A 26,075-nucleotide genomic window follows, 5' to 3' on the forward strand; every position below is an offset into this window, starting at 1 on the left:
CGCTCGCCCAAATTGCCTGCGTTGCTCTCGTGACACCGGTCGCCCGACCGGCCTAGAACACAGGCTGCCGCATGACTGATTTGCTCAGCGACTATCTTCCGATCGTCCTCTTCATTGGCCTTGCCGCGGTTATTGGGCTGGCCCTGCTGGTTGCACCTTTCCTGATCGCCGTGAGGCGTCCCGACCCCGAGAAGGTTTCCGCCTTCGAGGCCGGCTTCGACGCCTTTGACGATGCGCGCATGAAGTTCGACGTCCGATTCTACCTCGTGTCGATTTTGTTCATCATCTTCGATCTGGAAGTGGCGTTTCTCTTCCCCTGGGCCGTGGCTTTCCGTGAAGTCGGCTGGTTCGGCTTCTGGTCGGTAATGATCTTCCTCGGCGTTTTGACCGTCGGCTTTATCTACGAATGGCGGAAAGGGGCTCTCGAATGGGATTGAGCGAACCAACCGGCACCCTGGTCGCGCCGCGCCCAACTGGCCTGATCGATCCACGGACCAACAAACCAGCGGGCGCCACTGACCCGTTCTTCACGGATGTGACGGACGAGCTGGCCGACAAGGGCTTCCTGGTGTCGACCGCCGCACAGCTGATCAACTGGGCCCGGACGGGCTCACTGATGTGGATGCAGACTGGTCTCGCCTGCTGCGCCGTCGAAATGATGCAGATGTCGATGCCACGCTACGACATCGAGCGTTTCGGCACCGCGCCGCGCGCGTCCCCGCGCCAGTCGGACGTGCTGATCGTTGCGGGTACGCTGACCAACAAGATGGCGCCGGCGCTGCGCAAGGTCTACGACCAGATGCCCGAGCCGCGCTACGTCATCTCGATGGGTAGCTGCGCCAATGGCGGCGGCTATTACCACTACTCATATTCGGTGGTCCGTGGTTGCGACCGCGTGCTGCCGGTGGACATCTATGTTCCCGGCTGCCCTCCGACCGCTGAGGCGCTTCTTTACGGCATCCTGTTGCTGCAGAAGAAAATCCGCCGCACCGGCACTATCGAACGTTAGGATCGCACGAAGATGGATGAAGTAATCCAGGTTGATCCGCTCGAGGACCTCGGCCAGCACATTGCCACCACGCTTGGCGGTGCAGTTCTGGAAAGCTCGGTTGCCTATGGCGAACTGACGCTGACGGTGGACCGGGAATCGATCGTTTCTGTGGCAACCTTCCTGCGCGATGATCCACGCTGCCGCTTCATTTCGATCGTCGACGTATGTGGCGTCGACTATCCGGAACGCGATGAGCGTTTCGACGTCGTCTATCACTTCATGAGCCCGCACCTGAACCAACGCGTCCGCGTCAAGGTTTCGGCAGACGACGAAACGCCGGTTCCCTCGATCACCGGCGTTTTCGTGGGCGCCAACTGGTTCGAGCGTGAAGCTTATGACCTCTATGGCGTGTTGTTCTCGGGCCATCCGGACCTGCGTCGCATCCTGACGGACTACGGGTTCGACGGCCATCCGCTGCGCAAGGACTTCCCGACCACCGGTTTCGTCGAGGTTCGCTACGACGAAGAGCGCAAGCGTGTGGTTTATGAGCCGGTGAAGCTGGCCCAGGAATTCCGGTCGTTCGATTATTTGTCACCGTGGGAGGGTACGGATTACGTGCTGCCCGGCGACGAGAAGGCCAAGCAATGAGCGTAGCTGAAACCGAAGTCCGCAACTTCACCATCAACTTCGGCCCGGTCCACCCGTCAGCGCACGGCGTGCTGCGGCTGATCCTCGAGCTTGACGGCGAAATCGTCGAACGCGTCGATCCGCATATCGGCCTGCTGCATCGCGGCACTGAGAAGCTGATCGAGTCAAAGACCTATCTGCAGGCCGTGCCCTATTTCGACCGCCTCGACTATGTGGCCCCAATGAACCAGGAGCATGCCTTTGCCCTGGCCGTCGAGAAGCTGCTGGGCCTCGAAGTACCCCGCCGTGGCCAGCTCATCCGCGTGCTCTATTCCGAAATCGGGCGCCTGCTCGCGCACCTGATGAACGTCACCACGCAAGCCATGGACGTCGGCGCGCTGACGCCGCCGGTCTGGGGCTTCGAGTGGCGCGAAAAGCTGATGATCTTCTATGAGCGCGCCTCCGGCGCACGCATGCACGCGACCTATTTCCGTCCCGGCGGCGTCCACCAGGATTTGCCGCAGGCGCTGGTCGACGACATCGATGTGTTCTGCGCCGATTTCCTCAAGTTCATGGTCGATCTCGATAGTCTGCTGACCGAGAACCGCATCTTCAAGCAGCGCAACGTCGATATCGGCGTCGTGAAGCTCGAAGACGCCTGGAACATGGGTTTCTCGGGCGTCATGGTGCGCGGTTCGGGCGCAGCCTGGGACCTGCGCAAGAGCCAGCCCTACGAATGCTATGCCGAGATGGATTTCGACATTCCGATCGGCAAGAACGGCGACTGCTACGACCGCTACCTTATCCGCATGGAAGAGATGCGCCAGTCGACCCGCATCATGCAGCAATGCGTCGCCAAGCTGAATGCCGCTGACGGCAAGGGCCCAGTGTCCTCGCTGGACGGCAAGGTCGTTCCGCCCAAACGCGGCGAGATGAAGAAGTCGATGGAAGCCCTGATTCATCACTTCAAGCTCTACACCGAGGGCTACAAGGTTCCGGCCGGCGAAGTTTACGCCGCTGTGGAAGCACCCAAGGGCGAATTCGGCGTCTATCTGGTCAGCGACGGCACCAACAAGCCGTATCGCTGCAAGATCCGCGCGCCGGGTTTCGCACATTTGTCGGCCATGGATTTCCTGTGTCGCGGCCACATGCTGGCCGACGTCTCGGCCATTCTTGGCTCGCTCGATATCGTGTTCGGAGAGGTTGATCGCTAATGGTTGCGCGTCGCCTTGCGGACGAGTCGGTTCAACCGGCCGCGTTCGCCTTTACCGCTGAAAACGCCAAGTGGGCGGAATGGAAGATCGGGCTTTACCCGGCCGGACGTCAGCAATCGGCTGTGATTCCGCTGCTTATGCGCGCCCAGGATCAGGACGGCTGGGTCAGCCGCGCCACGATCGAAACGATCGCTGATATGCTTGGCATGGCCTATATTCGCGTGCTGGAAGTCGCGACGTTCTACACGCAGTTTCAGTTGCAGCCTGTCGGCAGCCGCGCCCATATCCAGGTGTGCGGGACCACGCCGTGCCAGTTGCGCGGCGCCGAAGCGCTCATCGATATCTGCAAGTCCAAGATCCACCACGACCCGCACCACCTCAATGCCGATGGCACTATGAGCTGGGAAGAGGTCGAATGTGCCGGCGCCTGCGTCAACGCGCCGATGGTGACGATCTATCACGACACCTACGAAGACCTGACGCCAGAACGCTTCGAAGAGATCGTCGATGCCTTTGCCGCCGGCAAGGGTGATACGATCAAGCCGGGCCCGCAGATCGACCGCGTCTACTCCGCTGCCGCGGCGGGCCCGACGACGCTGCTCGAAAAGCCCTCCGCCAAGCGCACGAAGTTCGTTCCGCCGGCTCCGCCGCCGGAAGCTGCAGCGGCGGCACCGGCTGCAGCCGCTCCGCAGGCGCCGACCACGGCCGCAAAGCCGAAGGATGTGAGCGCAGAGTCCGCCCCGGCAATCAAGGGCACGCCCAAGGAGGCCAAGGTCTCCGAGGCCAAAGCAGAAGGCGAACGTAAGGCCGCGAACGCCTCCGCCAAGGCCAATGGCAAGCCCAACAAGGCGATGCGCGAAGACGCGGTTGGAGCCGAGTCGAAGGCTGCCAAGGTTGATGGCGGCAAGGCATCGGGTAAGGCCAAGGCCGACGCTCCCGCCGATGGCGCAGCGGCAGCTGGGACCAAGAAGACCCGGACGATCATCGCACCCCGGGCCAACCCGGCCGAGGTAAACCCGGTCGCAGAGAAGGGCGGCTCAGCGCCGCTGTTCAGCGCGCCCGCCGGCGCCGCCGACGATCTCAAGCTGATCTCCGGCGTTGGTCCGGTGCTCGAGGGGCGCCTCAATGCCCTGGGCATCACCAAGTGGAGCCAGGTCGCGGCGTTTAGCGCCGACGATATCGCCAAGGTGGAAGACTCGCTGAGCTTCAAGGGCCGTGTCGCCCGCGACAACTGGCTCGCACAGGCCGCCGCACTCGCCAAGGGTGGCGAGGCCGAATATGTCCGCGTCTTCGGCAAGAAGCCGCGGTAGGAGTGAACGATGCTCGCTGATAAAGACCGCATTTTCACCAATCTCTACGGTCGTCACGACTGGACGCTGGCTGGCGCGCGCGAACGCGGCGCCTGGGTCGGCACCAAGGAGTTCATCGACTCCGGCCGCGACTGGATCACCAACGAGGTCAAGGCCTCGGGTCTGCGCGGCCGCGGCGGGGCAGGGTTCCCGACCGCGCTCAAATGGACCTTCATGCCCAAGGTCAATGACGGCCGCCCGCATTACCTGCTTGTCAACGCCGACGAATCCGAGCCCGGCACCTGCAAGGACCGCGAAATTCTGCGGCACGATCCGCACCATCTGGTCGAGGGCTGCCTGCTGGCTGCCCGCGCCATGGACGCGCATCTAGCCTTTATCTACGTTCGCGGCGAATTCATCCGCGAGCGCCAGCATTTGGAGCGCGCGGTCGAAGAGGCCTACGAGGCCAAGCTGATCGGCAAGGACAATATCCATGGCTGGGACCTGGATATCATCGTCCATCACGGCGCCGGCGCTTACATCTGCGGTGAAGAAACTGCGCTGATGGAATCGCTCGAAGGCAAGAAGGGCCAGCCCCGCCTCAAGCCGCCGTTCCCGGCTGGCATGGGTGTCTACGGCAACCCGACCACGGTGAACAACGTCGAGTCAATCGCCGTCGTGCCGGAAATCCTGCGCCGTTCGGGCGCCTGGTTCGCCTCGATCGGGCGCGCCAACAACACCGGCACCAAGCTGATGTGTGTGTCGGGCCACGTGAATAATCCATCCACTTTCGAAGAGTCGATGGGCGTTACCTTCGAGGAAATCATCGAGAAGCACTGCGGCGGCATTCGCGGCGGTTGGGACAACCTGCTTGCGGTGATCCCCGGCGGGGCCTCGGTGCCCTGCGTCCCCGGCGAGAAAATTCGCAACGCGGTGATGGACTTCGACGGACTCCGTGAAGTCGGATCTTCGCTGGGTACGGCTGCCGTGATCGTCATGGACAAGCAGACCGACATCATCAAGGCCATCTGGCGCCTCTCGGCTTTCTACAAGCATGAGAGCTGTGGCCAGTGCACGCCGTGCCGCGAAGGTACCGGCTGGATGATGCGTGTCATGGCGCGCATGGTCGAGGGCCGCGCCCAGAAGCGCGAAATTGACATGCTGTTCGAAGTGACCAAGCAGATCGAAGGCCACACCATCTGCGCACTCGGCGACGCTGCCGCGTGGCCGATCCAGGGCCTGATCCGCAACTTCCGTCACGTCATCGAAGAGCGGATCGACCAGTACACATATTCGTCCACCTCCGACGGCGCTGTGCCGTCGATCGCGGCGGAGTAGGGCTGATGGCAAATATCAAAGTCGACGGCCAACTCGTCGAAGTTCCGGACTACTACACGCTGATGCAGGCCGCTGAGGCGGCTGGCGCTGAAATTCCGCGCTTCTGCTATCACGAGCGCCTTTCGGTCGCGGGCAATTGCCGCATGTGCCTTGTCGAGGTCAAAGGCGGTCCGCCCAAGCCCCAGGCCTCTTGCGCCATGTCGGTCAAGGACTTGCGTCCGGGCCCGAATGGCGAGCCGCCCGAAATGTTCACCAACACGCCGATGGTCAAGAAGGCCCGCGAAGGCGTGATGGAGTTCCTGCTGATCAACCACCCGCTCGATTGCCCGATCTGCGATCAGGGCGGCGAGTGCGATCTTCAGGACCAGGCCATGGCCTATGGCGTGGACAAGAATCGCTTCGCCGAGAACAAGCGCGCCGTCGAGGACAAGTACATTGGCCCGCTGGTCAAGACCTCGATGAACCGCTGCATTCACTGCACGCGTTGCGTCCGTTTCACCACCGAAGTCGCCGGCATTGCCGAAATGGGCCTGCTGGGTCGCGGCGAAGACGCCGAGATCACCACGTATCTGGAGCAGGCGCTGACCAGCGAGTTGCAGGGCAATGTGATTGACCTTTGCCCGGTCGGCGCGCTGACCTCCAAGCCATACGCCTTCAACGCCCGTCCGTGGGAACTCACCAAGACCGAATCTATCGACGTGATGGACGCCGTTGGGTCGAACATCCGCGTCGACAGCCGTGGCCGCGAAGTGATGCGCATTCTGCCGCGCATCAACGAAGCGATCAACGAAGAGTGGATTTCCGACAAGACCCGATTCATCTGGGATGGCCTCAAGAGCCAGCGGCTGGACCGCCCCTATGTCCGCAAGGGCGGCAAGCTGCAGCCCACAAGCTGGGACGAAGCCCTTTCGGCCGTTGCGGCGCGCGTCAAGAAGGCTGGCAACAAGGTCGGCGCCATCGCCGGTGACCTAGCCGCCGTTGAGGAAATGTATGCCCTCAAGGCGCTGCTGGCTTCGGTCGGCTCTGGCATGACCGACGTGCGGCCGGCTATGTCCGGCATTGACCCGTCCATGCCGCGCTCGGCCTACCTGTTCAATCCCACCATTGCGGGCATCGAAGAAGCCGACGCCATCGTGATCATCGGCGCTAACCCGCGCAAGGAAGCGTCGCTGATCAATGCGCGCATCCGCAAGACCTGGCGCGCCAAGGGTCTGCCGATTGCCGTCATCGGCGAGCAGGCCGACCTGACCTACACCTATTCCTACCTGGGTGAAGGCTTTGAATCCCTGGCAGACCTGGCCGCAGGCAAGGGCTCATTCGCCGAGATCCTCGGCAATGCCAAGAACCCGCTGATCATTGTCGGCGAGGGTGCTGTCTCGCATGCCAAGCTCGGCAAGCAGGCCGGCCGCGACGTGATCGCTCTGGCCGCCAAGCTGGCCACCGGCGCTAATGTTGCCGAGGGTTGGAATGGCTTCGCACTGCTGCACAATGCCGCCAGCCGCGTTGGCGGTATCGACATCGGCTTTGTGCCGCATGACGGCGGCGTCTGCTCGGCTGACCAGATTGCTCTCGCCGGCAAGGGCGAGCTCGACGTTCTGTTCCTGCTCGGCGCCGACGAATACGACACCTCTGCCATGGGCAAGGCCTTTGTGGTCTATATCGGCAGCCACGGCGATGCCGGCGCACATCGTGCCGACGTAATCCTGCCGGCGGCGACCTACACGGAAAAGTCCGGCACCTATGTCAACACCGAGGGCCGCGTGCAGGTCACGAGCCGCGCGGTGTTCCCGCCGGGCGAGGCCAAGGAAGACTGGGCCATCATCCGGGCGCTCTCGGGCGCCATGGGCAAGCCGCTGCCGTTCAATTCGCTGTCCCAGTTGCGTGCCGCCATCTACGCCGAATTCCCGCATCTGGCCCGCATCGACCAGATCGCGGCCGGTTCGGTCGGCGACATCGCCAAGCTGGCCAAGGCCGCCATCAAGACCAAGTCGGCACCGTTCGGTTCGGCCGTTGCCGAGTTCTATCTCAGCAATCCGATCGCGCGTGCCTCGGCCGTGATGGGTGAATGCGCCGCCACTGCCGCTGGTTTGCGGCAGGCAGCGGAGTAGGGGAGCATTATGGACTTTATTCTCTCCGCTCTGGACTACCTGCTCGGCATCCCCTTCCTCGGATGGGGCGTGCAGATCGGTTTTGTCTACAAGGCCCTGGCGCTGCTGGTTGGCCTGCTGATCTTCACCGCGTTCATCCTCCTGGGTGACCGCAAGATCTGGGCTGCCGTGCAACTGCGCCGCGGTCCCAACGTGGTTGGCCCGTTCGGCCTGCTGCAGAGCTTCGCCGATCTGCTGAAGTTCGCGCTCAAGGAAGCCGTGATCCCGGCCGGCGCCGACAAGGTGCTGTTCATCTTCGCGCCGCTGCTAACCGCAACGCTGGCTCTGGCCGGCTGGGCCGTGGTTCCTGTGAACGACGGCTGGGCCATGGCCGACCTCAATATCGGCATCCTCTACATCCTCGGCATTTCCTCGCTGGGCGTCTATGGCGTGATCATTGGCGGCTGGGCCTCCAACTCGAAATATCCGTTCCTTGGCTCGCTCCGCTCTGCCGCGCAGATGGTGTCCTACGAAGTCTCGATCGGCCTCGTCATCATCACCGTGCTGCTCTGCGTCGGCTCGCTGAACCTCAATGATATCGTCAAAGCGCAGTATGAAATGGGCCTGGCCCATATGATCGGCCTGCCGCAGCTGACCTTCCTCAACTGGTTCTGGCTGCCGCTCTTCCCGATGTTCGTGGTGTTCTACGTTTCGGCCCTGGCCGAAACCAACCGCCCGCCATTCGATTTGGCGGAAGGTGAATCCGAACTCGTCGCCGGTTTCATGACCGAGTATTCCTCGACGCCGTATCTGTTGTTCATGCTGGGCGAATACATCTCGATCCTGCTGATGTGTGCCATGGCCACCGTGCTGTTTCTCGGCGGCTGGACCAGTCCGATCGACGTGGCACCGTTCACCTGGATTCCAGGGCTCATCTGGTTCTTCCTCAAGGTGAGCTTCATGTTCTTCTTCTTCGCCATGGCGAAGGCGATTGTGCCGCGTTACCGTTATGATCAGCTCATGCGCATTGGCTGGAAGGTGTTCCTGCCGCTGTCGCTGCTCTGCGTCATCGTTCTTGCTTTCATTCTTCAGCTCACCGGCTGGGGCTGGCACGGAGGGGTTGCCTGATGCGCGCCGCCCAATTCGTCAACACGCTGCTGCTGCGGGAATTCGTTTCGACGTTTTTCCTGGCAATGCGCTATTTCTTCTCGCCAAAACCGACCATCAACTACCCCTTCGAAAAGGGGCACGTGAGCCCGCGCTTCCGTGGCGAGCATGCCCTGCGCCGTTATCCCAATGGCGAAGAGCGCTGCATTGCCTGCAAGCTGTGCGAAGCCATCTGCCCGGCCCAGGCCATCACCATCGAGGCCGGCCCGCGCCAGAACGACGGCACGCGCCGTACGGTGCGCTACGACATCGACATGGTGAAGTGCATCTATTGCGGCTTCTGCCAGGAGGCTTGCCCCGTCGACGCAATCGTGGAAGGCCCGAACTTCGAATTCGCCACCGAAACGCGCGAAGAGCTCTACTTCTCCAAGGAAAAGCTCCTCGACAACGGTGATCGCTGGGAGCGTGAAATCGCTGCCAACCTCGCTGCCGACGCTCCGTATCGCTAAGAGGGAAGAGCATGACCCTACCGCTGTTCTTCTTCTACCTGTTTTCGGCAGTTGCGATTGCCTCGGCCGTCATGGTCGTGTCGGCGCGCAATCCGGTGCACGCCGTGCTGTTCCTGATCCTGGTGTTTTTCAACGCCGCGGGCCTGTTCATGCTGGCCGGAGCCGAGTTCCTCGCGCTGATCCTGATCGTGGTCTATGTCGGCGCCGTCGCCGTGCTGTTCCTGTTCGTCGTCATGATGCTGGACGTCGACTTTGCCTCGCTGCGAACGGGCATGCTGCAATACGCGCCGATTGGCGTGGTGGTTGGCCTCGTGCTGCTGCTTGAGCTGCTGCTGGTCGCAGGCAGCTTCGTGGTTTCGCCGGAAATCGCGGGCGCGTCCGCGCTGCCGATCGATGGAGCAGTGGACAACACCACGGCTCTCGGCCTGGCGCTCTACACCCGCTACGTCTACCTGTTCCAGGGTGCCGGCGCCGTACTGCTGGTGGCCATGATCGGCGCCATCGTGCTGACGCTGCGCCATAAGCCGAACGTCAAGCGGCAGGATCCTGTCGCGCAGGTGGGTCGAAAGGTTTCCGAAACGCTGGAAGTCGTCAAAGTCAAAAGCGGTCAAGGATTGTAGGAGGCAAATATGGGCTTGGGTATCGGGCTCGGTCACTACCTGACCGTAGCGGCAATCCTGTTCACGCTTGGCGTGTTCGGTATTTTCCTCAACCGCAAGAATATCATCGTCATCCTGATGTCGGTGGAATTGATCCTTCTCGCGGTCAATCTGAACTTCGTGGCGTTCTCCGCCCAGCTCAACGATCTGCAGGGGCAGGTCTTCGCGCTGCTGATCCTGACCGTGGCTGCCGCCGAGGCCGCCATCGGCCTGGCGATCCTGGTTACTTTCTACCGCAACCGCGGCTCGATCGCGGTTGAAGACGTCAACATGATGAAGGGCTAAGAACCACCGCTATGATTCAAGCGATTGTTTTCCTACCCCTCATCGGCGCGTTGATCGCCGGTTTGCTGGGCCGCACCATCGGCCACCGGCCCAGTGAGTATATTACCACTGGCCTGCTGCTGATCGCAGCGGTGCTAAGCTGGGTCGTCTTCATTCCAGTCGCCTTTGGCGGCGGGTTGGCTGGCGCTGAAATCGTCGGCCATACCGCCGTGCTCAAGGTCGAGATCATGCGCTGGATCCAGGTCGGCGACATGGATCTGCGCTGGGTCCTGCGCGTCGATACGCTGACCGCGATCATGCTGGTCGTGGTCAATACCGTGTCCGCGCTCGTGCACGTCTACTCGATCGGCTACATGGCCGACGATCCGCATCGGAACCGCTTCTTCGCCTATCTCTCGCTGTTCACCTTCGCCATGCTGATGCTGGTGACGGCCGATAACTTCCTGCAGATGTTCTTCGGCTGGGAAGGCGTGGGCCTCGCTTCGTACCTGCTGATCGGCTTCTGGTACACCAAGCCGTCCGCAACGGCGGCCGCGATGAAGGCTTTCATCGTCAACCGTGTCGGCGACTTCGGCTTCGCACTGGGTATTTTCGGCGCCTTCATGCTGCTCGGTCAGATCACCTTCGACGGTGCGTTCGAGGCAGTGCCCGACGTGGCGGGTGTCACTATGCGGTTCCTCGCCTGGGACCTCGATGCGATGACGGTGGTTTGCTTGCTGCTCTTCATGGGCGCCATGGGTAAGTCAGCGCAGTTCCTGCTGCACACCTGGTTGCCGGACGCCATGGAAGGCCCGACCCCCGTGTCGGCGCTCATCCATGCCGCCACCATGGTCACCGCCGGCGTCTTCATGGTCGCTCGGCTGTCGCCGCTGTTCGAGGCATCTCCCACTGCCATGACGGTCGTGCTGATCATCGGCGCCATCACCGCCTTCTTCGCGGCGACCGTTGGCCTGGTGCAGAACGACATCAAGCGCGTCATCGCCTATTCGACCTGTTCGCAGCTCGGCTACATGTTCGTGGCGCTGGGGGCAGGGGCCTACTCGGCCGGCATTTTCCACCTGTTCACCCACGCCTTCTTCAAGGCTCTGCTGTTCCTGGGCGCCGGCGCGGTTATCCACGCCATGCACCATGAGCAGGACATGCGGAACATGGGCGGCCTGCGCAAGAAGATCCCGATCACCTATGCCATGATGCTGATCGGCACGCTGGCACTGACCGGTGTCGGTATTCCGGGCTCGCAATTCCTCGGCTTTGCCGGGTTCTTCTCCAAGGACTCGATCATCGAGGCAGCGTATGCCGTCGGCGGCAATACCGGCATGTTCGCCTTCTGGATGCTGGTGGTCGCAGCTTTGTTCACGAGCTTCTACTCGTGGCGCCTGATCCACCTGACCTTCCACGGCGCACCGCGCTCGGCCGGTCACGGCCATGATGATCACGCAGCTCACGCGCATGACGACCATGGTCACGACGACCACCATGGTTCGGCCTATGACCACGCCCATGAAGCGCCCAACGTCATGCTGGTGCCGCTCTATGTGCTCGCCGTTGGCGCGGTGATCGCCGGCGCGGTGTTCTACAGCATGTTGTTCCACGACGTGGAGCACATCGAACACTTCTTCGCCGGTGCGCTCGTGGTCGACCACGAAATCATCGAGGCCGCGCACCACGTCCCGACCTGGGTCAAATGGAGCGCCACGGTGGCCATGGTTCTTGGTTTCATCACGGCCTGGTACATGTACATTCGTGCGCCGGAGACCCCGAAGCGCCTCGCCGAGCAGAATCCTGGCCTCTACCAGTTCCTGCTCAACAAGTGGTACTTCGACGAGCTCTACGACCGCATCTTCGTCAAGCCGGCTTTGTGGATCGGGCGCGCCTTCTGGAAGGGCTTCGATGACTGGCTGATCGACGACAAGATCGCCGAGGGCCTCGGCCGCCGTGTTCAGGCCGTAACAGCCTGGGTCACCAAGCTGCAGTCCGGCTATCTCTATCACTATGCCTTCGCCATGCTGATCGGCATCGCGGCGCTGTTGACCTGGGCCATCGCGGCCGGGGGACTGATCTGATGACCTTCGCCAATACCATCCTTACGGTCCTCACCTGGCTGCCCGTCCTGGGGGCCGCGGTGCTGCTGTTCACGCCCAAGACCTCGCTCAACGCCATCCGCTGGATTGCGCTGATCGTCACGCTCGTCACCTTCGCGCTGTCACTCGCCATGTGGCAGGCATTCGATCCTGATAATGCCGGCTTCCAGTTCGTGGTGAACTATGCCTGGATCGGCGACACCATCGGCTACCGCGTCGGCGTCGATGGCATCTCGGTGCTGTTCGTGGTGCTGACGGCGCTGCTGATGCCCTTTGCGATCCTTGCGAGTTGGGAGAGCGTCGACACCAAGGTCAAGGAATACATGATCGTATTCCTGATCCTCGAAACCCTGATGATCGGCGTGTTCACCACGCTCGATCTGGCGATGTTCTATGTCTTCTTCGAAGGCACGCTGCTGCCGATGTTCCTCATCATCGGCATCTGGGGCGGCTCGGCTCGTATCCAGGCCAGCTATAAGTTCTTCTTCTATACCTTCGTCGGCTCGGTGCTGATGCTGCTGGCCATCATGGCCATGTACTGGAATGGCGGCACCACCGACATTTCCAAGCTCCTGACCCACGACTTCCCCAAGGATTGGCAGCCCTGGCTGTGGTGGGCGTTCTTCGCCTCGCTCGCCGTCAAGATGCCGATGTGGCCGTTCCATCGCTGGCTGCCGGAAGCGCACGTGCAGGCGCCGACCGCCGGCTCGGTGATCCTGGCCGCCATCCTGCTCAAGCTCGGCGGCTACGGCTTCCTGCGCTTCAGCCTGCCGATGTTCCCCGATGCCTCGCTGCAATTCGCCAACATCATCTTCTTCCTCTCCGTCGCTGCCATCATCGTGACCTCTCTGGTCGCGCTGGTGCAGACCGACATCAAGAAGCTGATCGCCTATTCGTCCGTCGCGCACATGGGCTTTGTGACCATGGGTATCTTCGCGGGCAATGCCCTGGGCATCCAGGGCGCCATGTTCCAGATGATCTCGCACGGCATCGTGTCCGGCGCGCTGTTCCTCTGCGTCGGCGTCATCTATGACCGCATGCACACCCGCGAGATCGCGGCCTATGGCGGTCTGGTCGAGCGCATGCCGCGCTATGCCTTCGCCTTCATGGTGTTCACCATGGCCAATGTCGGCTTACCAGGCACATCGGGTTTCGTCGGCGAGTTCCTCACCATGATTGGCGTGTTCCAGGTCAATACCTGGGTAGCGTTCGGTGCGGCCTTCGGCGTGATCTTCTCGGCCGGCTATGCGCTGTGGGCCTATCGCCGCGTGATCTTTGGTGCGCTGACCAAGGAAGGCCTCAAGGGCATCCTCGATCTCGACCTGCGTGAAAAGATCATCCTCTATCCGCTGATCGTGCTGACGATCGTGTTCGGGTTCTACCCCGCGCCGATCCTCGATACGACAGCAGCCGCCGTTGACAATCTGGTTGCCCACTATTCGGCCTCGGTCGGTATCGACCTGAATGCGCCGAATCCGCTGCTGGGCGAAGCCGTCGCCGCGCCGGAAGGCGAAGCGACGGCTGAAGAGCCGGCCGCCCCAGCGGCGTCCCACTAGGAGAATGCCCGTGAACTCAGACGTTACCGATTTCGCGAGCCTGGCTCCCGCCTATCCGGAAATGCTGCTGGCCGTCGGCGCCATCGTGCTGCTCCTCGTCGGCGTGGTGATCAACAAGGAGCGCTCGCTCCTCGTCTCCTATGGTGCTGTGCTGCTGCTTCTGGTTGTTGGCGCCATTATTCTGTTCGCACCGTCCGAGGGTGTGCTGTTCAACGGTGTCTACATCGCCGACAGCTTCGCTCGCTACATGAAGGTGCTGGTGCTGGGCGGCTCGGCATTCTCGCTGCTGCTGGCCCTGCCGCGCGCCGAAGAGAACGGCACGCACAAGTTCGAATATGCCATCCTGGTTCTGCTGGCGACGCTCGGCATGATGGCCATGGTGTCGGCTAACGACCTCATGAGCCTCTATGTCGGCCTCGAACTGCAGTCGCTGTCGCTCTACGTGCTCGCCGCCATCAAGCGCGATGACAGCAAGGCGACCGAAGCAGGCCTCAAGTACTTCGTGCTCGGCGCGCTCAGCTCCGGCATGCTGCTCTACGGCGCTTCGCTGATCTATGGCTTCACTGGCCACACCAATCTGCAGGAAATCGTCTTGGCCATCGCCAGCGAAGGTCGCTCGATCGGGCTGATCTTCGGCGTGGTGTTCCTGCTGGCCGGCATTGCCTTCAAGATTTCGGCCGTACCGTTCCACATGTGGACGCCCGACGTTTACGAAGGCGCGCCGACCCCGGTTACTGCCTTCTTCGCCACGGCCCCCAAGGTCGCGGCGATGACGCTGATGGTGCGGTTGGTGATGGATACGTTCCAGGGCATCAGCAACGACTGGCAGCAGATCGTCATCTTCCTCTCCATCGCCTCCATGGTGCTGGCTGCGTTCGCCGCCATCGGCCAGAAGTCGATCAAGCGACTGATCGCCTATTCGTCGATCGGTCACGTCGGCTTCGCGCTGGTGGGCCTGTCGTCGGGTACGCAGGTTGGCGTCGAGGGCGTGGCGATCTATATGGCGATCTATGTCGCTATGACCGTCGGCCTCTTTGCTTGCATCCTGTCCCTCCGGACGGATGCCGGCTACGTCGAGAACATCGACGACCTCGCCGGAGCAGCGCAGGACCGGCCTTTCGTGGCCGCCATCATGGCGATCATCATGTTCTCGCTGATCGGCATGCCGCCGCTCGCTGGGTTCTTCGCCAAGTGGCACGCCTTCCTGGCCGCCATCGACGCGCAGCTCTATGTGCTGGCTGTGATCGGCGTTCTGGCTTCCGCAGTGAGCGCCTTCTACTACCTGCGCGTGGTCAAGGTGATGTATTTCGACGAACCGGTTCGCAAGTTCGAGACCGTACCGGCCGAGCTCAACATCATCATGGGCGTCAGCGGCTTTCTCGTCGTGACCTACTACTTCACGGTCGGCAGCCCGCTTGCGAGCTTCGCCCATAATGCCGCAGGAAGCCTGTTCTAGGTGACGGGCTTCTCGCTCGGACCCAAGGCGCGCGCGGCCGGATACCGGCTGCGCGCCTATGACACGATCGGGTCGACCACGACGGAGGCAGTCGCTGCCGGAGCGTCGGGCGATCCCGGCGGCATCTGGTTCGTCGCCACCGAGCAAACCGCGGGCCGCGGCCGGCGGGGCAGGGTTTGGCTTCATACGCCGGGCAACCTGGCAGCAACGCTGTTGATTGTGCCAGAGGCCGAGCCTGCACTAGCGGCAACGCTTGGCTTCGTGGCTGGTGTCGCCATTGGTACGGCACTCGATACGATCCTGCCTCCCGGAACTGTCAAAATCGGTCTCGACGGCGCGGATGGCCTGGATGGCAGAAGCCGCGTGGCGCTGAAATGGCCTAATGACGTGCTCGCCGACGGCGCCAAACTGGTTGGCATTGGCCTTGAGGCGACCAAGCGCGACGACGGGCGCCATGCCGTTGCCATCGGCATTGGCGTCAACATCGTTGCTGCGCCGACCGATCTACCCTATCCGGCGACAAGCCTGGCCCAGTTGGGCGTCACCCGCAGTGCCGCTGACGTCTTCGAGGCCCTGAGCGACGCCTGGGTGGATGTGTTTGGCCTGTGGGACGAGGGCCGTGGCATCAGCGCGGTGCTGCAACGCTGGCGCGCTTCGGCAGCAGGCATAGGCGCACCCGTCGCGGTCAACCAGAACGGAGATGTTCTGCGCGGCATCTTTGAAACCATCGACGACGCCGGACGATTGATCGTCCGCGCCGAAGACGACCGTCGCATCGCTATCACGGCGGGCGATGTACATTTTGGGGCAACGGCCAGCGCCCGAAGCTGACCACAATAGTTGCGCAGGCGACCGGCGACCAATGATCGCTCAGGCGTTGCGCTTTGAAAGGACTGAACTGACCCATGGCTAAAAACCAAAGGGATGAACTCGTCTTCGTGCCACTTGGCGGCGTCGGCGAGATCGGCATGAATATGGGTGCTTACGGCTTCGGCCCCGAGCGCTCGCGCAAGTGGATCGTCGTCGATTGCGGCGTGACCTTTGGCGGGCCCGACCTGCCGGGCATCGAGCTCATCATGGCCAATCCCGAATTTCTCGAGGAGCGCGCCGATGACGTGCTGGCGCTGATCCTGACGCACAGCCACGAAGACCACTACGGCGCCGTGCTCGACCTGTGGCCTGGCTTCGAGAAGCCGGTGTTCTGCACGCCCTTCACCGCGGCCATGCTGGCGGCGAAGCGGGCAGGGGACGGCATCGTCGAAAACGTCGACGTCACCATCATGCGCCCGGGCAAGCCCTTCGCGGTCGGCCCCTTCACGATCGAAGCGATCAACGTCGCCCACTCCATCCCGGAGTCGAATGCGCTGCTGATCACCACGCCGATCGGTCGCGTGCTGCATACCGGCGACTGGAAGCTCGACCCCACCCCGGTCGGCAATGCGCCCACCGATGTGGCCCGCCTGCAGAAGATCGGCGAGGACACCTCCACCCCGCTGGCGCTGATCTGCGACTCGACCAATGCGCTGAAGGACGGTGAGAGCCCCAGTGAGGCCGAAGTGGCCGCCAATCTGGCAGCGATGATCGCGGAGTCGCCCAACCGCGTCGCAGTGACCACCTTCGCGTCGAATGTAGGCCGCGTCATCTCCATCGTCCGTGCCGCTGAGAAGGCCGGTCGCCAGGTGGTGATGTCGGGGCGTTCGTTGCACCGCATCATGGGCATCGCCAAGGAACTGGGCATGCTCGAGGGCCTGCCGCCACTGCTCGACCAGGATGCGTACAAGACTATCGCTCGCAACAAGATCGTGCTGATCTGCACCGGCTCGCAGGGCGAGGCGCGCGCTGCCATCGCTCGTATCGCCCGCGGCGACCACCCGGTGATCGATCTCAATGCCGGCGACCGGATGATCTTTTCGTCCTGGGCGATTCCCGGCAATGAGCGCGAGGTCATCGATATCCAGAACCTGCTGATCGACAAGGGCGTCGAGGTCATCACCCAGAACGATGGTCTGGTCCATGTCACCGGCCACCCGCGCCGCGATGAGCTGCGCAAGCTCTATAGCTGGGTGAAGCCCGAAGTGCTGATCCCGGTTCATGGCGAAGCTGTTCACCTCGAGGCACATGCCAAGCTGGGCCGTGAGTCCGGCATTCCCAACGTCTGCGAAGCCCGCAATGGCGATCTCGTGCGTCTGTTCCCAGAACCCATGGCGTTCCCGGCGGAAGTGCGCACCGGCGAGCTCTATCTCGATGGCCTCGTGCTGTGCACGCCGGAGGAGTCGGGCGTCAAGGGTCGGCGGCGTCTGTCGTTTGGCGGCCACGTTGTGGTGAGCCTCTGCGTCAATGGCGGCGGGCAGGTGGTTTCCGGACCGGATCTGGTCATCGAAGGTTTGCCGGAAACCGAGGACGAGTCGTTGACCGAGCTGGTGGAAGACACCGTTGCGGGCGTGCTCAAGTCGATGCCGCCCAAACGCCGCAGCGATACAGAGGTGCTGAACTCCGCTCTGTTCAAGGCCATCCGCAACGAGGTCAACGCCTATTGGGGCCGTAAGCCGAACGTCTCGGTCTTCGTGCACCGGGTGTAACAGAGCGAACCGTCGGTCTCATCCCGGCCCCTCCACGCCGTCACCGCCCGACTTGTTCGGGTGGTCCACGGGACGTGAGGCCATCGCTGGATTTGCCCGGACAAGCCGGGCAATGACGAAGAGAGCGAGCGGCTGGGCAGCTGCGGCAATAGGAAACGGTGCTTCCCCTTTCGCCGGAGTACTTGCGGGAGTATTTGAGGGGCACATCACATCAGACGCTAGGGAAAGCCCATGCAGATCGGCTCCATACTCGCCGTATTCTTCGTCATCTGGTGGCTGTGCTTCGTCGCCGTGCTGCCGATAGGGCACAAGAGCCAGGCCGAGATGGGTGAAGTGACCGCCGGGACTGATCCCGGCGCTCCTGCCGCCCCCCAGCTCGGCCGCAAGGTGCTGCTGGCAACGGTACTGGGGGTGATCTTCACCGCGCTCCTGCTGTGGGGCCTCACCAACGAGACGCTGCACCACTACTGGAACCGCTAGGGCCGGAACCGGCCAATGTCAGACCTCATTGTGAGGGATGAGCGCGCCCTGACGCTACCGCTTTCGTTTCGGCTTCCCTACGGCATGCGCATAGGCCATATCAAGCGCCGCTTGTAGATCGTCGGAACTGGCCGCTGCCAGCTTCGCCGTCGTCCAGCCCTGCCGGCCCCAGGCATTATCGATCGGCGTGAACACCTCTGGCGCGAGCTGGCATTTGAATTCTTGCTCGTCGGGCGTGAACTTGAAATTGGCTGTGCCGTCCGACGCCAGCGTCATATAGATGCGATCGACTTTGAAGGCCGCGCGATCGAAATGCGGAGCTTCGCTTGTGCCCGCGAGGGCCAGAGCCATGCGCCTCAGGTCTGCCGCATCTGCCATCGCAGGCCCTCCCGTCGTTGATCCAATCAGCTTAAACTCGGCATCGGAAACAAAAAAGCGGGGCACTAGGCCCCGCTGAATTGAGTTTGTTCGACAATACGCTGGTCTTAGGCACGCTATACAGCGGCAGCCAACGCTCCTCCCTTGACGTTGTCGACGTCCGGCGGTTTGGACCGCCTTTGCTTTATTGGCAGGGAACCTAACAACAAGAATCAGGCCTGTCACGCAGATTCTGCATGCCTTCCATGCTTGCATCGGATGGACGAGTAGGATTTGAGTGGGCACCTACAAAAGTCTTGAGTCGACGGTCGTTTTCGGGAGTTTCACATGCGCTTGTCTCGCTACTTTTTGCCTGTGCTGCGCGACGTTCCGAAGGAAGCCGAGATCGTTTCGCATCGTCTGATGCTGCGCGCCGGCATGATCCGTCAGCAGGCCTCCGGCCTCTATTCCTGGCTGCCGCTCGGCTACAAGGTGCTGATGAAGGTGCAGAAGATCATCGAGGAGGAGCAGAACCGCTCCGGCGCGGTGCAACTGCTGATGCCGACTATCCAGTCGGCCGACCTGTGGCGCGAGTCGGGGCGCTATGACGCCTATGGCAAGGAGATGCTGCGCATCGAGGATCGCCACGAGCGCGAATTCCTCTATGGCCCGACCAATGAGGAGATGATCACCGACATCTTCCGCAGCTATGTCAAATCCTACAAGGACTTGCCGCTGAACCTCTACCACATCCAGTGGAAGTTCCGCGACGAGGTGCGTCCCCGCTTCGGCACCATGCGTAGCCGCGAATTCCTGATGAAGGACGCCTACTCCTTTGACCTCACCAAAGAAGATGCGGTGAAGGCCTACGAGCGTATGTTCGTGGCGTATCTGCGCACCTATGCCCGCATGGGCCTGACCGCCATTCCGATGCGTGCCGATACCGGCCCCATCGGCGGTGACCTCAGCCATGAATGGATCGTTCTGGCCGAAACCGGCGAAAGCGCGGTGTTCTGCGACCGCCGCCTGCTCGACAAGCCCATTCCTGGCCCGGATACCGACTTCCGCGGCGACCTCAAGCCGATCTTCAATGACTGGACGTCGCTCTATGCCGCGACCGAGGACATGGTCGATATGGCGGAGTACGAATCTACCGTTCCCGAAGAACATCGGGTTTCTGCGCGCGGTATCGAAGTCGGCCATATTTTCTACTTCGGGACCAAGTATTCCGAGCCCATGAAGGCGACCGTGACCGGTCCCGACGGTAAGGAAATCCTCGTGCATGGTGGTTCTTACGGCGTCGGCCCCACGCGTCTTGTCCCCGCTCTCATCGAGGCCTTCCACGATGATGCGGGCATCGTCTGGCCGGTGAGCGTTGCGCCGTTCGAGGCCGTCTTGATCAACCTCAAGGCCGGTGACGCCGAATGCGACGCAGCGTGCGACAAGCTCTATGCCGAGCTGACCGCCGCGGGCCTCGACATGCTCTATGACGACCGCGACCAGGGGGCAGGGGCCAAGTTCACCACGGCCGACCTGATCGGCATTCCCTACCAGATCATTCTGGGGCCGCGCGGCCTCAAATCCGGCGAGGCCGAAATCAAGCATCGCAAGACGGGCGAGCGCGAAACGCTGCCGATCGGCGATGCCGTGGCGCGCCTCAAGGGCCTGATCGAACCGCAGAGAAAGACCGACATTTGACCGATACGGCGCCGCCGCTTCTGAACAAGGGCACGCGCGCCTTCTCGCGCTTCGAGTGGATGGTCGCGGGGCGCTACTTGCGCGCGCGCCGCAAGGAGGCGTTCATCTCCGTCATCGCCAGCCTGACCATGGTCGGGGTGGCGATCGGCGTGGCGACGCTCATCGTCGTCATGTCGGTCATGAACGGCTTCCGCGCCGAGCTTCTCACCAAGATCCTGGGCCTCAACGGCCACTTCACAGCCTTTCCCATCGAGCGCGAATTCACCGACTACAAAGAGACGGTCGCAGCGCTCGAGCAGATCGACGGCGTTAGTTTTGCTGTCTATTTCGTCGAGGGGCAGGTGCTGGCATCGGGCAATGGCAGCTCCAGTGCTGCTACCGTGCGCGGCATGGACGAGGAAAACATCAAAAAGCTCAAGTTGTTATATGGCGCGGCAGAGCAGGGCGGCTGGGACCAGTGGGATGAGTCCAAGGGCATCGCCATTGGCTACCGACTGGCGCAGACGCTCGGTGTATCCCTGGGCGACCAGGTGCAGATCATCACGCCCAAAGGCACGATGACGCCATTCGGCTCGACGCCCCAGATCAAATCCTATCCGGTGAACGTCATCTTCGATCTTGGCATGGTCGAGTTCGACAGCTTCTTCATGTATATGCCGCTTGAGCCGGCCCAAGACTACTTCAATATGGTCGAAGAAGTCCTGAAACCCGGCATGGAGCCGCCGGGCACCGGTCCACTCGACCCACCGCCCACCAATGCGGAAATCGATGCGGCCTACGACAGCATCGGACAGGCAACGGCCGCCGAAATCTTCATCGACGACCCGGACAATATCACCGTCATGCGCGAGCGGCTGCAAGCCGATCCGTCGACGCGCCCGCTTGTTCTGACTGATTGGCGGCAGCGCAACGAGACGTTCTTCTCGGCCCTGCAGGTAGAGCGGGTGGTAATGTTCACAATTCTGTCCATGATCATCCTCGTAGCGGCATTCAATATCATCTCCAGCCTGATCATGCTGGTGAAGGACAAGAGCTCCGATATCGCCGTACTCCGCACCATGGGCGCGACCCGTGGAGCGATCATGCGCATCTTCTCGATCACCGGCACGACTATCGGCGTCGTCGGCACCCTATCGGGTCTAGTATTGGGCCTGATCGTGGCGTCCAATGCCGAGACCCTCCGCGCCTTCGTATCCAACACGGTGGGTGTCGCGATTTTCCCGCCAGAGATATTCTTCCTGTCCTCGCTCCCGTCCAAGACCGATCCCATCGAGGTGACGGTGGTGGTCGGGCTTGCGCTGGGCCTCAGCTTCCTCGCCACGCTCTATCCCGCCTGGCGCGCCGCCCAGTATGATCCAGTAGAGGCCCTGCGTTATGAGTAAGCCGCATCTGGTTCTCGATGGTGTCCACCGGCATTATGGCGAGGGCGCGCAGATTGTCCGCGTGCTTGAAGCTGCCAGTCTGACCGTGAAAAGCGGCGAGCTGGTTGCCCTTGTCGCGCCTTCAGGTGCCGGCAAATCGACGCTCCTGCACCTTTCAGGCCTGCTTGAGAGCCCGCAGGGCGGCGAGGTCGAGATCGTTGGGATCAAGACCAGCAAACTCAGCGATCGCGGCCGCACCCAATTGCGGCGCTCGACGGTTGGCTACGTCTACCAGTTCCATCACCTGCTGCCGGAGTTTACGGCGCTCGAGAATGTCTCGATGCCGCAGTTGATCGCCGGCAAGTCGCCGGCCGAGGCAGAGAAGCGCTCAATGGAGCTGCTGGATCTTTTGGGCATCAGCGCCCGCGCCACCCATAGGCCGGCCGAACTCTCGGGCGGCGAGCAACAGCGTGTAGCCATTGCCCGGGCTGCAGCCAACCACCCGAAGGTCATCCTCGCCGACGAGCCGACGGGCAATCTCGACCCCGAAACCAGCGACCTGGTGTTCGGCGCACTGGCCAATCTGATCAAGAATGAAGGCGCCGCCGCCCTTATCGCCACGCACAATCACGATCTGGCGCGTCGGGCCGACCGCGTGGTGACGCTCAAGGGCGGATTGGTCGTCGATCACACTTTGTGATCGAACCAGATAGGCGCATACTGAGTTCTTCTGTCCAAGGAGAAACGGCAATGACACTGCTGATGATCATCGGGACTATGGCAATCGTGGCTGTACTGACGCTCAAGGCCCGGACGCACTAGAGGCGCCCGGCGATATCCTTGGCGAGCGCCGCCAGCTCCGTATCGTCGGCCTGACCGGCGCCATGCGTCCCGAGGGCCACACCCTCGTAAGCAGGAATGACGTGGAAGTGCAGGTGGAACACCGTCTGGCCCGCCGGCGCCTCGTTAAACTGGGCCACCCTGATTCCATCCGCGTTCGTGGCCGCTTTGACAGCGTTAGCCACCTTCTGCACCAGCGGAATGACTGCTGCCAAGGCTGAGGGATCAGCATCGAGGAGATTACGGGAAGGGGACTTGGGGATGATCAGCGTGTGCCCGCGCGACTGCGGGAAGATGTCCATCATTACCAGCGCCGTATCGTCCTCATAGACCTTGTGGGCCGGTATCTCGCCGCGCAGGATCTTGCCGAATATGTTGGACGGATCGTAGCTCATGGTTCACTCCGCCGGCTGCAAATCGTCCGGCTGGCCCTTCTGGAAGAATCGGAAACGGAAGTAGTTGAGCACGGCGAGGCCGGTTAGTGTAACCGGCACGTAGCGAAAGCCCCGCCGGATGAAGAACAGCGCGATGCTGACCGCGGTCCCGGCGCTCATCGCGCCCTTGCCCATGGCCGATGTGAACGACGATGGCACGATGTGGCGGTAGATCAGCGCGTCAGAGCGGTAGAAGTCCCGGGCCCGCACGGCATAGGCCCGCTTTGATGCAGAATAGGCCTTGAGCTCGTCCATGCCCATATCGCCGTGAAACTCCACCTCGGAGCCCAGCGCCCAAACCTCCGGTGGCGCCAGCCGGCTCCGGCCGATATCTGTAAAAAGCTCCGTCAGCTCCCGGAACGTCACGTAATTGGCGTTCCAGCAGTCCTCGCTCTTGGCGCCGTGGGCCAGCACCAGAACATCGGTTCGCTCAAGTTTTTCGCGCATAGCCGCATAGCTGCCGGCTGAGAAATCGACGCCAGACTTGGCGGTCTCAACGACAGCACCAAGCTGTGTCAGCCTGTCCACCATGGCCGATCCAAACGCGCCACTGGCGCCGGTGACCAGAAACCGCCGGCCCTCGATCTGACAGGTCGTGCCGGCGATCAGGTCAAACACGTTGGCAAAGGAAGAGAAGAAGTTGTGCGGATAGACGTGGTGCATGGCGTGGTAGTTGTTATCCACCCAGAGCAGGCCCTGCTGACCGCCCACCCGATCCATCGACATGTGATTGTAATCCAGCCCTTCCTCACGCAGCGTCAGCACCAGCATGACGGTGCGGATAACGGCGACAAGCGCGATCGGCTGCCAGGGGAAGAGCAGCAGAAATGGAAGCGTACCCGCCATCGAGGTCAGGTATTCGGGCAGGATGTGGAACCAGATATTGGCCCTCGCATATGCCGGATTGATCTGCATATCGAGGCCTAGGAACTTGTGATGCACCCAGTGCCACGACGAGAACTTCCGCAGCAGCGGAATGCTTGAGCCTTCCCACTTATGCAGGGTCCAATGCAGGGCGTCGAACAATGCTGTCGACATCACAAAGACGAGGGCGGCTTGCAGCAGGAAGATGAGAATGTCCCAGATCATGGGTCTTTACATAAAGCCGATGGGGCAGGGGCGAAAGAGGCGATAGTGCCACGCCCGTGACGCTATCGGTCCGTCCGCTCGCCCTTGCGGAACGGCGTGAACTGATCGAGCAGTTCCTGATTGTGCTCCACCGATACCCGCTCGTGCTCTAGGAAGTCCGCGACCGCTTCGCGCAGGCCGGGATGGGCAATCCAATGCACCGAATAGGTGGAGGCCGGCGCATAGCCGCGCGCCAGCTTGTGCTCGCCCTGGGCCCCGGCCTCCACCACAGCGAGCTTGTGCTGAATCGCGTAGTCGATGGCCTGATAGTAGCAGAGTTCGAAATGCAAAAACGGCACGTCGCGCGTGCAGCCCCAGTTGCGGCCAAAAATGCGGTCGCTGCCGACGAAATTGATCGCCCCGGCAATCGGCGTCGGACCATCATAGGCCAGCATCAACACGATCCGGTCCGCCATGGTGGCGTTGAGGCGCGAGAAGAACTCGCGATTGAGGTAGGGGCGGCCCCATTTGCGCGAACCGGTATCCTCATAAAAGTCATAGAAGGCGTCCCAGTGATGCTCTCGCAAGTCGCTGCCACTGAGCCATTGCACGCTCAAACCGTCAGCCAGGGCATCGCGCCGCTCGCGACGGATGGTCTTGCGCTTGCGCGAGGACAGGGTCTCAAGGAAATCGTCAAAGCTCCCGAAGCCGTCATTGTGCCAATGAAATTGCGTGTCGACGCGCTTCAGCCAACCGTCAGCCTCGATTTCGTCGGCTTCGCTTGAGGGCACGAAGGTGGCGTGCACCGAGGAAGCTTTGCGCTGTACGGCCAGTTGCTGGACCGTCGACAGCAGCGCCGCCCGAACTGCCTCGTCACCGGACGGGACGAGCAGCTTGGGCGCCGTGGCGGGGGTAAAGGGCACCGAGCATTGCAGTTTCGGGTAGTAGCTGCCGCCGGCCCGTTCCAGGGCATTGGCCCAGCCATGGTCGAAGACATACTCGCCCATAGAATGCGATTTGAGGAATAGCGGCATCAGCCCGAGCGGTTGCCCGGTGTCGTCGCTGATGACGATATGCTGCGGTTGCCAGCCCGTCCGTCCGCTCGCACAGCCCGACTCTTCCAGCGCGAGGAAAAACGCGTGATCGAGGAACGGGTTGTCCGTTCTTCCCCCGGTTGACGGCACAAGACTGTTCCACACGGCAGCCGGGATACTGGCAGTCGAGGGATGAATTGTTGCCGTGTAACCGCTAAGGGGCAATGTCGGGATCGAAACCTTCGAAAACGATCTGGTCGATATGGGGTTGGGCCGCGTCTGCTTCAACCTTGGACCGTATCGTCCACGCGGTCACGGGCTTTCCAAGGGCTCGCCAGAACTTGATGGCCGGCAGTTCCAGTGCGCCCTTGTCACAGGAAATGAAATCGAACTGCGTGTCGTGCCAATGCAGCAGATGCCGCAGGGTGAAGCGCTGCTCCTCGCTCAAGCCCATATCCTCGCTGGCATCGGCATAATCGTAAGTGATGATGCCGCGCTGGCCGGCAAATCCGAACTGGCGGATCGAGGTGAGCAGGTTGGGGTCGAACGATTCGATCGTGACCGGTCCCTCATAGGCCTTAAGCGCCTCGGCCACCGCCCGCGCCAGCAATTGCGTACCGGCATTGTCGCGCTGCCGCTTGAGCTCAATCTGGAGCATGGTGCGCCCGGCAACCTGCGCCAGAAATTCGACGAATCGCTGTGGCCTGTCGCCGGCGCTGCTGCCGAGCAGCACGCTGCCCGTAATGTCGGCGGCCAGAGTGTCGGCGACACTACCCGGCTTGCCGAGCAGGCGATCCATGACATCATCATGGAACACCACTGGCACGCCGTCGCTCGTCAATTGCACGTCGCATTCGATGGCGAAATTGCCCGATATCGCGGCCTCGAACGCGCTAGCGCTGTTCTCGATGACGCCACCGGCGCGATTGTGCAGGCCCCGATGCGCGATCGGGCGTGGGAAGAGAGCTTCGGTCATATTATCGGCCTCGTCGCTTTTAGCGTGCCTCAGTGGCACCGCGATGTGA

Annotated in this window: 25 protein-coding genes; 20 read left to right on the top strand and 5 right to left on the bottom strand. The window is 62.0% G+C overall.

Going from position 1 to position 26,075, the window contains the following annotated elements; translation table 11 throughout:
- Positions 1-71 precede the first annotated feature (71 nt).
- From MF606_RS09970 to MF606_RS10050, 17 genes are all read left to right on the top strand, one after another.
- Positions 72-437 carry an NADH-quinone oxidoreductase subunit A gene (locus tag MF606_RS09970; RefSeq protein ID WP_240233651.1) on the top strand — a complete coding sequence of 122 codons (366 nt, stop codon included), beginning with the start codon at positions 72-74 and terminating at the stop codon, positions 435-437.
- Positions 428-1,009 carry a NuoB/complex I 20 kDa subunit family protein gene (locus tag MF606_RS09975; RefSeq protein ID WP_240233652.1) on the top strand — a complete coding sequence of 194 codons (582 nt, stop codon included), beginning with the start codon at positions 428-430 and terminating at the stop codon, positions 1,007-1,009. Before MF606_RS09970 ends, MF606_RS09975 begins: the two co-directional genes overlap by 10 nt.
- A 12-nt stretch (positions 1,010-1,021) precedes the next feature.
- The gene (locus MF606_RS09980; protein WP_240233653.1) at positions 1,022-1,639 is read left to right on the top strand and encodes an NADH-quinone oxidoreductase subunit C; all 618 of its coding nucleotides are present in this window, start codon (positions 1,022-1,024) and stop codon (positions 1,637-1,639) included.
- Positions 1,636-2,832, top strand: a complete 1,197-nt coding sequence (locus MF606_RS09985; RefSeq protein WP_240233654.1) for an NADH-quinone oxidoreductase subunit D — start codon at positions 1,636-1,638, stop codon at positions 2,830-2,832. The genes MF606_RS09980 and MF606_RS09985 overlap by 4 nt, the downstream gene beginning before the upstream one ends.
- The gene (gene nuoE / locus MF606_RS09990) at positions 2,832-4,142 is read left to right on the top strand and encodes an NADH-quinone oxidoreductase subunit NuoE (RefSeq protein ID WP_240233655.1); all 1,311 of its coding nucleotides are present in this window, start codon (positions 2,832-2,834) and stop codon (positions 4,140-4,142) included. The genes MF606_RS09985 and nuoE overlap by 1 nt, the downstream gene beginning before the upstream one ends.
- 9 nt (positions 4,143-4,151) lie before the next feature.
- Complete coding sequence (gene nuoF / locus MF606_RS09995) at positions 4,152-5,459, top strand: NADH-quinone oxidoreductase subunit NuoF (protein WP_240233656.1); 1,308 nt, start codon at positions 4,152-4,154, stop codon at positions 5,457-5,459.
- Between the two features lie 5 nt (positions 5,460-5,464).
- Positions 5,465-7,567 (top strand): NADH-quinone oxidoreductase subunit NuoG, encoded by a 2,103-nt coding sequence (gene nuoG / locus MF606_RS10000; protein ID WP_240233657.1) that lies wholly within the window; start codon positions 5,465-5,467, stop codon positions 7,565-7,567.
- 9 nt (positions 7,568-7,576) lie between these two features.
- Positions 7,577-8,674: an NADH-quinone oxidoreductase subunit NuoH gene (gene nuoH, locus MF606_RS10005; protein WP_240233658.1), complete on the top strand. Its 1,098-nt coding sequence runs from the start codon at positions 7,577-7,579 to the stop codon at positions 8,672-8,674.
- Positions 8,674-9,162: an NADH-quinone oxidoreductase subunit NuoI gene (gene nuoI, locus MF606_RS10010; protein WP_420842250.1), complete on the top strand. Its 489-nt coding sequence runs from the start codon at positions 8,674-8,676 to the stop codon at positions 9,160-9,162. The genes nuoH and nuoI overlap by 1 nt, the downstream gene beginning before the upstream one ends.
- Positions 9,163-9,173: 11 nt before the next feature.
- On the top strand, positions 9,174-9,782 hold the full coding sequence (locus MF606_RS10015; RefSeq protein ID WP_240233659.1) for an NADH-quinone oxidoreductase subunit J: 609 nt from the start codon (positions 9,174-9,176) through the stop codon (positions 9,780-9,782).
- Positions 9,783-9,797: 15 nt separating this feature from the next.
- On the top strand, positions 9,798-10,106 hold the full coding sequence (nuoK, locus tag MF606_RS10020; RefSeq protein WP_240233826.1) for an NADH-quinone oxidoreductase subunit NuoK: 309 nt from the start codon (positions 9,798-9,800) through the stop codon (positions 10,104-10,106).
- An 11-nt stretch (positions 10,107-10,117) separates the two neighbouring features.
- Complete coding sequence (nuoL, locus tag MF606_RS10025) at positions 10,118-12,169, top strand: NADH-quinone oxidoreductase subunit L (protein WP_240233660.1); 2,052 nt, start codon at positions 10,118-10,120, stop codon at positions 12,167-12,169.
- A complete protein-coding gene (locus tag MF606_RS10030; protein ID WP_240233661.1) occupies positions 12,169-13,743 on the top strand; it encodes an NADH-quinone oxidoreductase subunit M in 1,575 nt (524 codons plus the stop codon). The genes nuoL and MF606_RS10030 overlap by 1 nt, the downstream gene beginning before the upstream one ends.
- Positions 13,744-13,747: 4 nt before the next feature.
- Entirely contained in the window at positions 13,748-15,199 is a 1,452-nt protein-coding gene (nuoN, locus tag MF606_RS10035) for an NADH-quinone oxidoreductase subunit NuoN (RefSeq protein ID WP_240233662.1), read from the top strand.
- Complete coding sequence (locus MF606_RS10040; protein WP_240233663.1) at positions 15,200-16,030, top strand: biotin--[acetyl-CoA-carboxylase] ligase; 831 nt, start codon at positions 15,200-15,202, stop codon at positions 16,028-16,030. It begins immediately after the preceding gene.
- A gap of 74 nt (positions 16,031-16,104) precedes the next feature.
- On the top strand, positions 16,105-17,778 hold the full coding sequence (locus tag MF606_RS10045; protein ID WP_240233664.1) for a ribonuclease J: 1,674 nt from the start codon (positions 16,105-16,107) through the stop codon (positions 17,776-17,778).
- 231 nt (positions 17,779-18,009) lie between these two features.
- A complete protein-coding gene (locus MF606_RS10050; RefSeq protein ID WP_240233665.1) occupies positions 18,010-18,258 on the top strand; it encodes a DUF1467 family protein in 249 nt (82 codons plus the stop codon).
- Positions 18,259-18,312: 54 nt separating this feature from the next.
- On the opposite strand, the gene MF606_RS10055 is transcribed toward MF606_RS10050, so the two are convergent.
- Positions 18,313-18,636 (bottom strand): MmcQ/YjbR family DNA-binding protein, encoded by a 324-nt coding sequence (locus tag MF606_RS10055; RefSeq protein WP_240233666.1) that lies wholly within the window; start codon positions 18,634-18,636, stop codon positions 18,313-18,315.
- 327 nt (positions 18,637-18,963) lie between these two features.
- On the opposite strand from MF606_RS10055, the gene proS reads away from it, so the two are divergent.
- Genes proS through MF606_RS10070 form a run of 3 tightly spaced genes read left to right on the top strand, consistent with a single transcriptional unit; the run spans position 18,964 to position 22,374 of the window.
- Complete coding sequence (gene proS / locus MF606_RS10060; protein WP_240233667.1) at positions 18,964-20,313, top strand: proline--tRNA ligase; 1,350 nt, start codon at positions 18,964-18,966, stop codon at positions 20,311-20,313.
- Positions 20,310-21,695, top strand: coding sequence for an ABC transporter permease (locus tag MF606_RS10065; RefSeq protein ID WP_420842251.1), 1,386 nt, complete (start codon positions 20,310-20,312; stop codon positions 21,693-21,695). The genes proS and MF606_RS10065 overlap by 4 nt, the downstream gene beginning before the upstream one ends.
- Positions 21,688-22,374, top strand: a complete 687-nt coding sequence (locus MF606_RS10070) for an ABC transporter ATP-binding protein (RefSeq protein WP_240233668.1) — start codon at positions 21,688-21,690, stop codon at positions 22,372-22,374. Before MF606_RS10065 ends, MF606_RS10070 begins: the two co-directional genes overlap by 8 nt.
- A gap of 118 nt (positions 22,375-22,492) precedes the next feature.
- Here MF606_RS10070 and MF606_RS10075 read toward each other — a convergent pair whose 3' ends face one another.
- From MF606_RS10075 to MF606_RS10090, 4 genes are all read right to left on the bottom strand, one after another.
- The gene (locus tag MF606_RS10075; RefSeq protein WP_240233669.1) at positions 22,493-22,909 is read right to left on the bottom strand and encodes an HIT family protein; all 417 of its coding nucleotides are present in this window, start codon (positions 22,907-22,909) and stop codon (positions 22,493-22,495) included.
- Between the two features lie 3 nt (positions 22,910-22,912).
- Entirely contained in the window at positions 22,913-24,037 is a 1,125-nt protein-coding gene (locus MF606_RS10080; RefSeq protein ID WP_240233670.1) for a hypothetical protein, read from the bottom strand.
- A gap of 62 nt (positions 24,038-24,099) precedes the next feature.
- Entirely contained in the window at positions 24,100-25,284 is a 1,185-nt protein-coding gene (locus tag MF606_RS10085; RefSeq protein ID WP_420842260.1) for a GNAT family N-acetyltransferase, read from the bottom strand.
- The gene (locus tag MF606_RS10090) at positions 25,265-26,026 is read right to left on the bottom strand and encodes a glycerophosphodiester phosphodiesterase family protein (protein WP_240233672.1); all 762 of its coding nucleotides are present in this window, start codon (positions 26,024-26,026) and stop codon (positions 25,265-25,267) included. Before MF606_RS10090 ends, MF606_RS10085 begins: the two co-directional genes overlap by 20 nt.
- Positions 26,027-26,075 lie beyond the last annotated feature (49 nt).

Origin of the sequence: Devosia lacusdianchii, assembly GCF_022429625.1 — a bacterium.
Taxonomy (GTDB): domain Bacteria; phylum Pseudomonadota; class Alphaproteobacteria; order Rhizobiales; family Devosiaceae; genus Devosia; species Devosia lacusdianchii.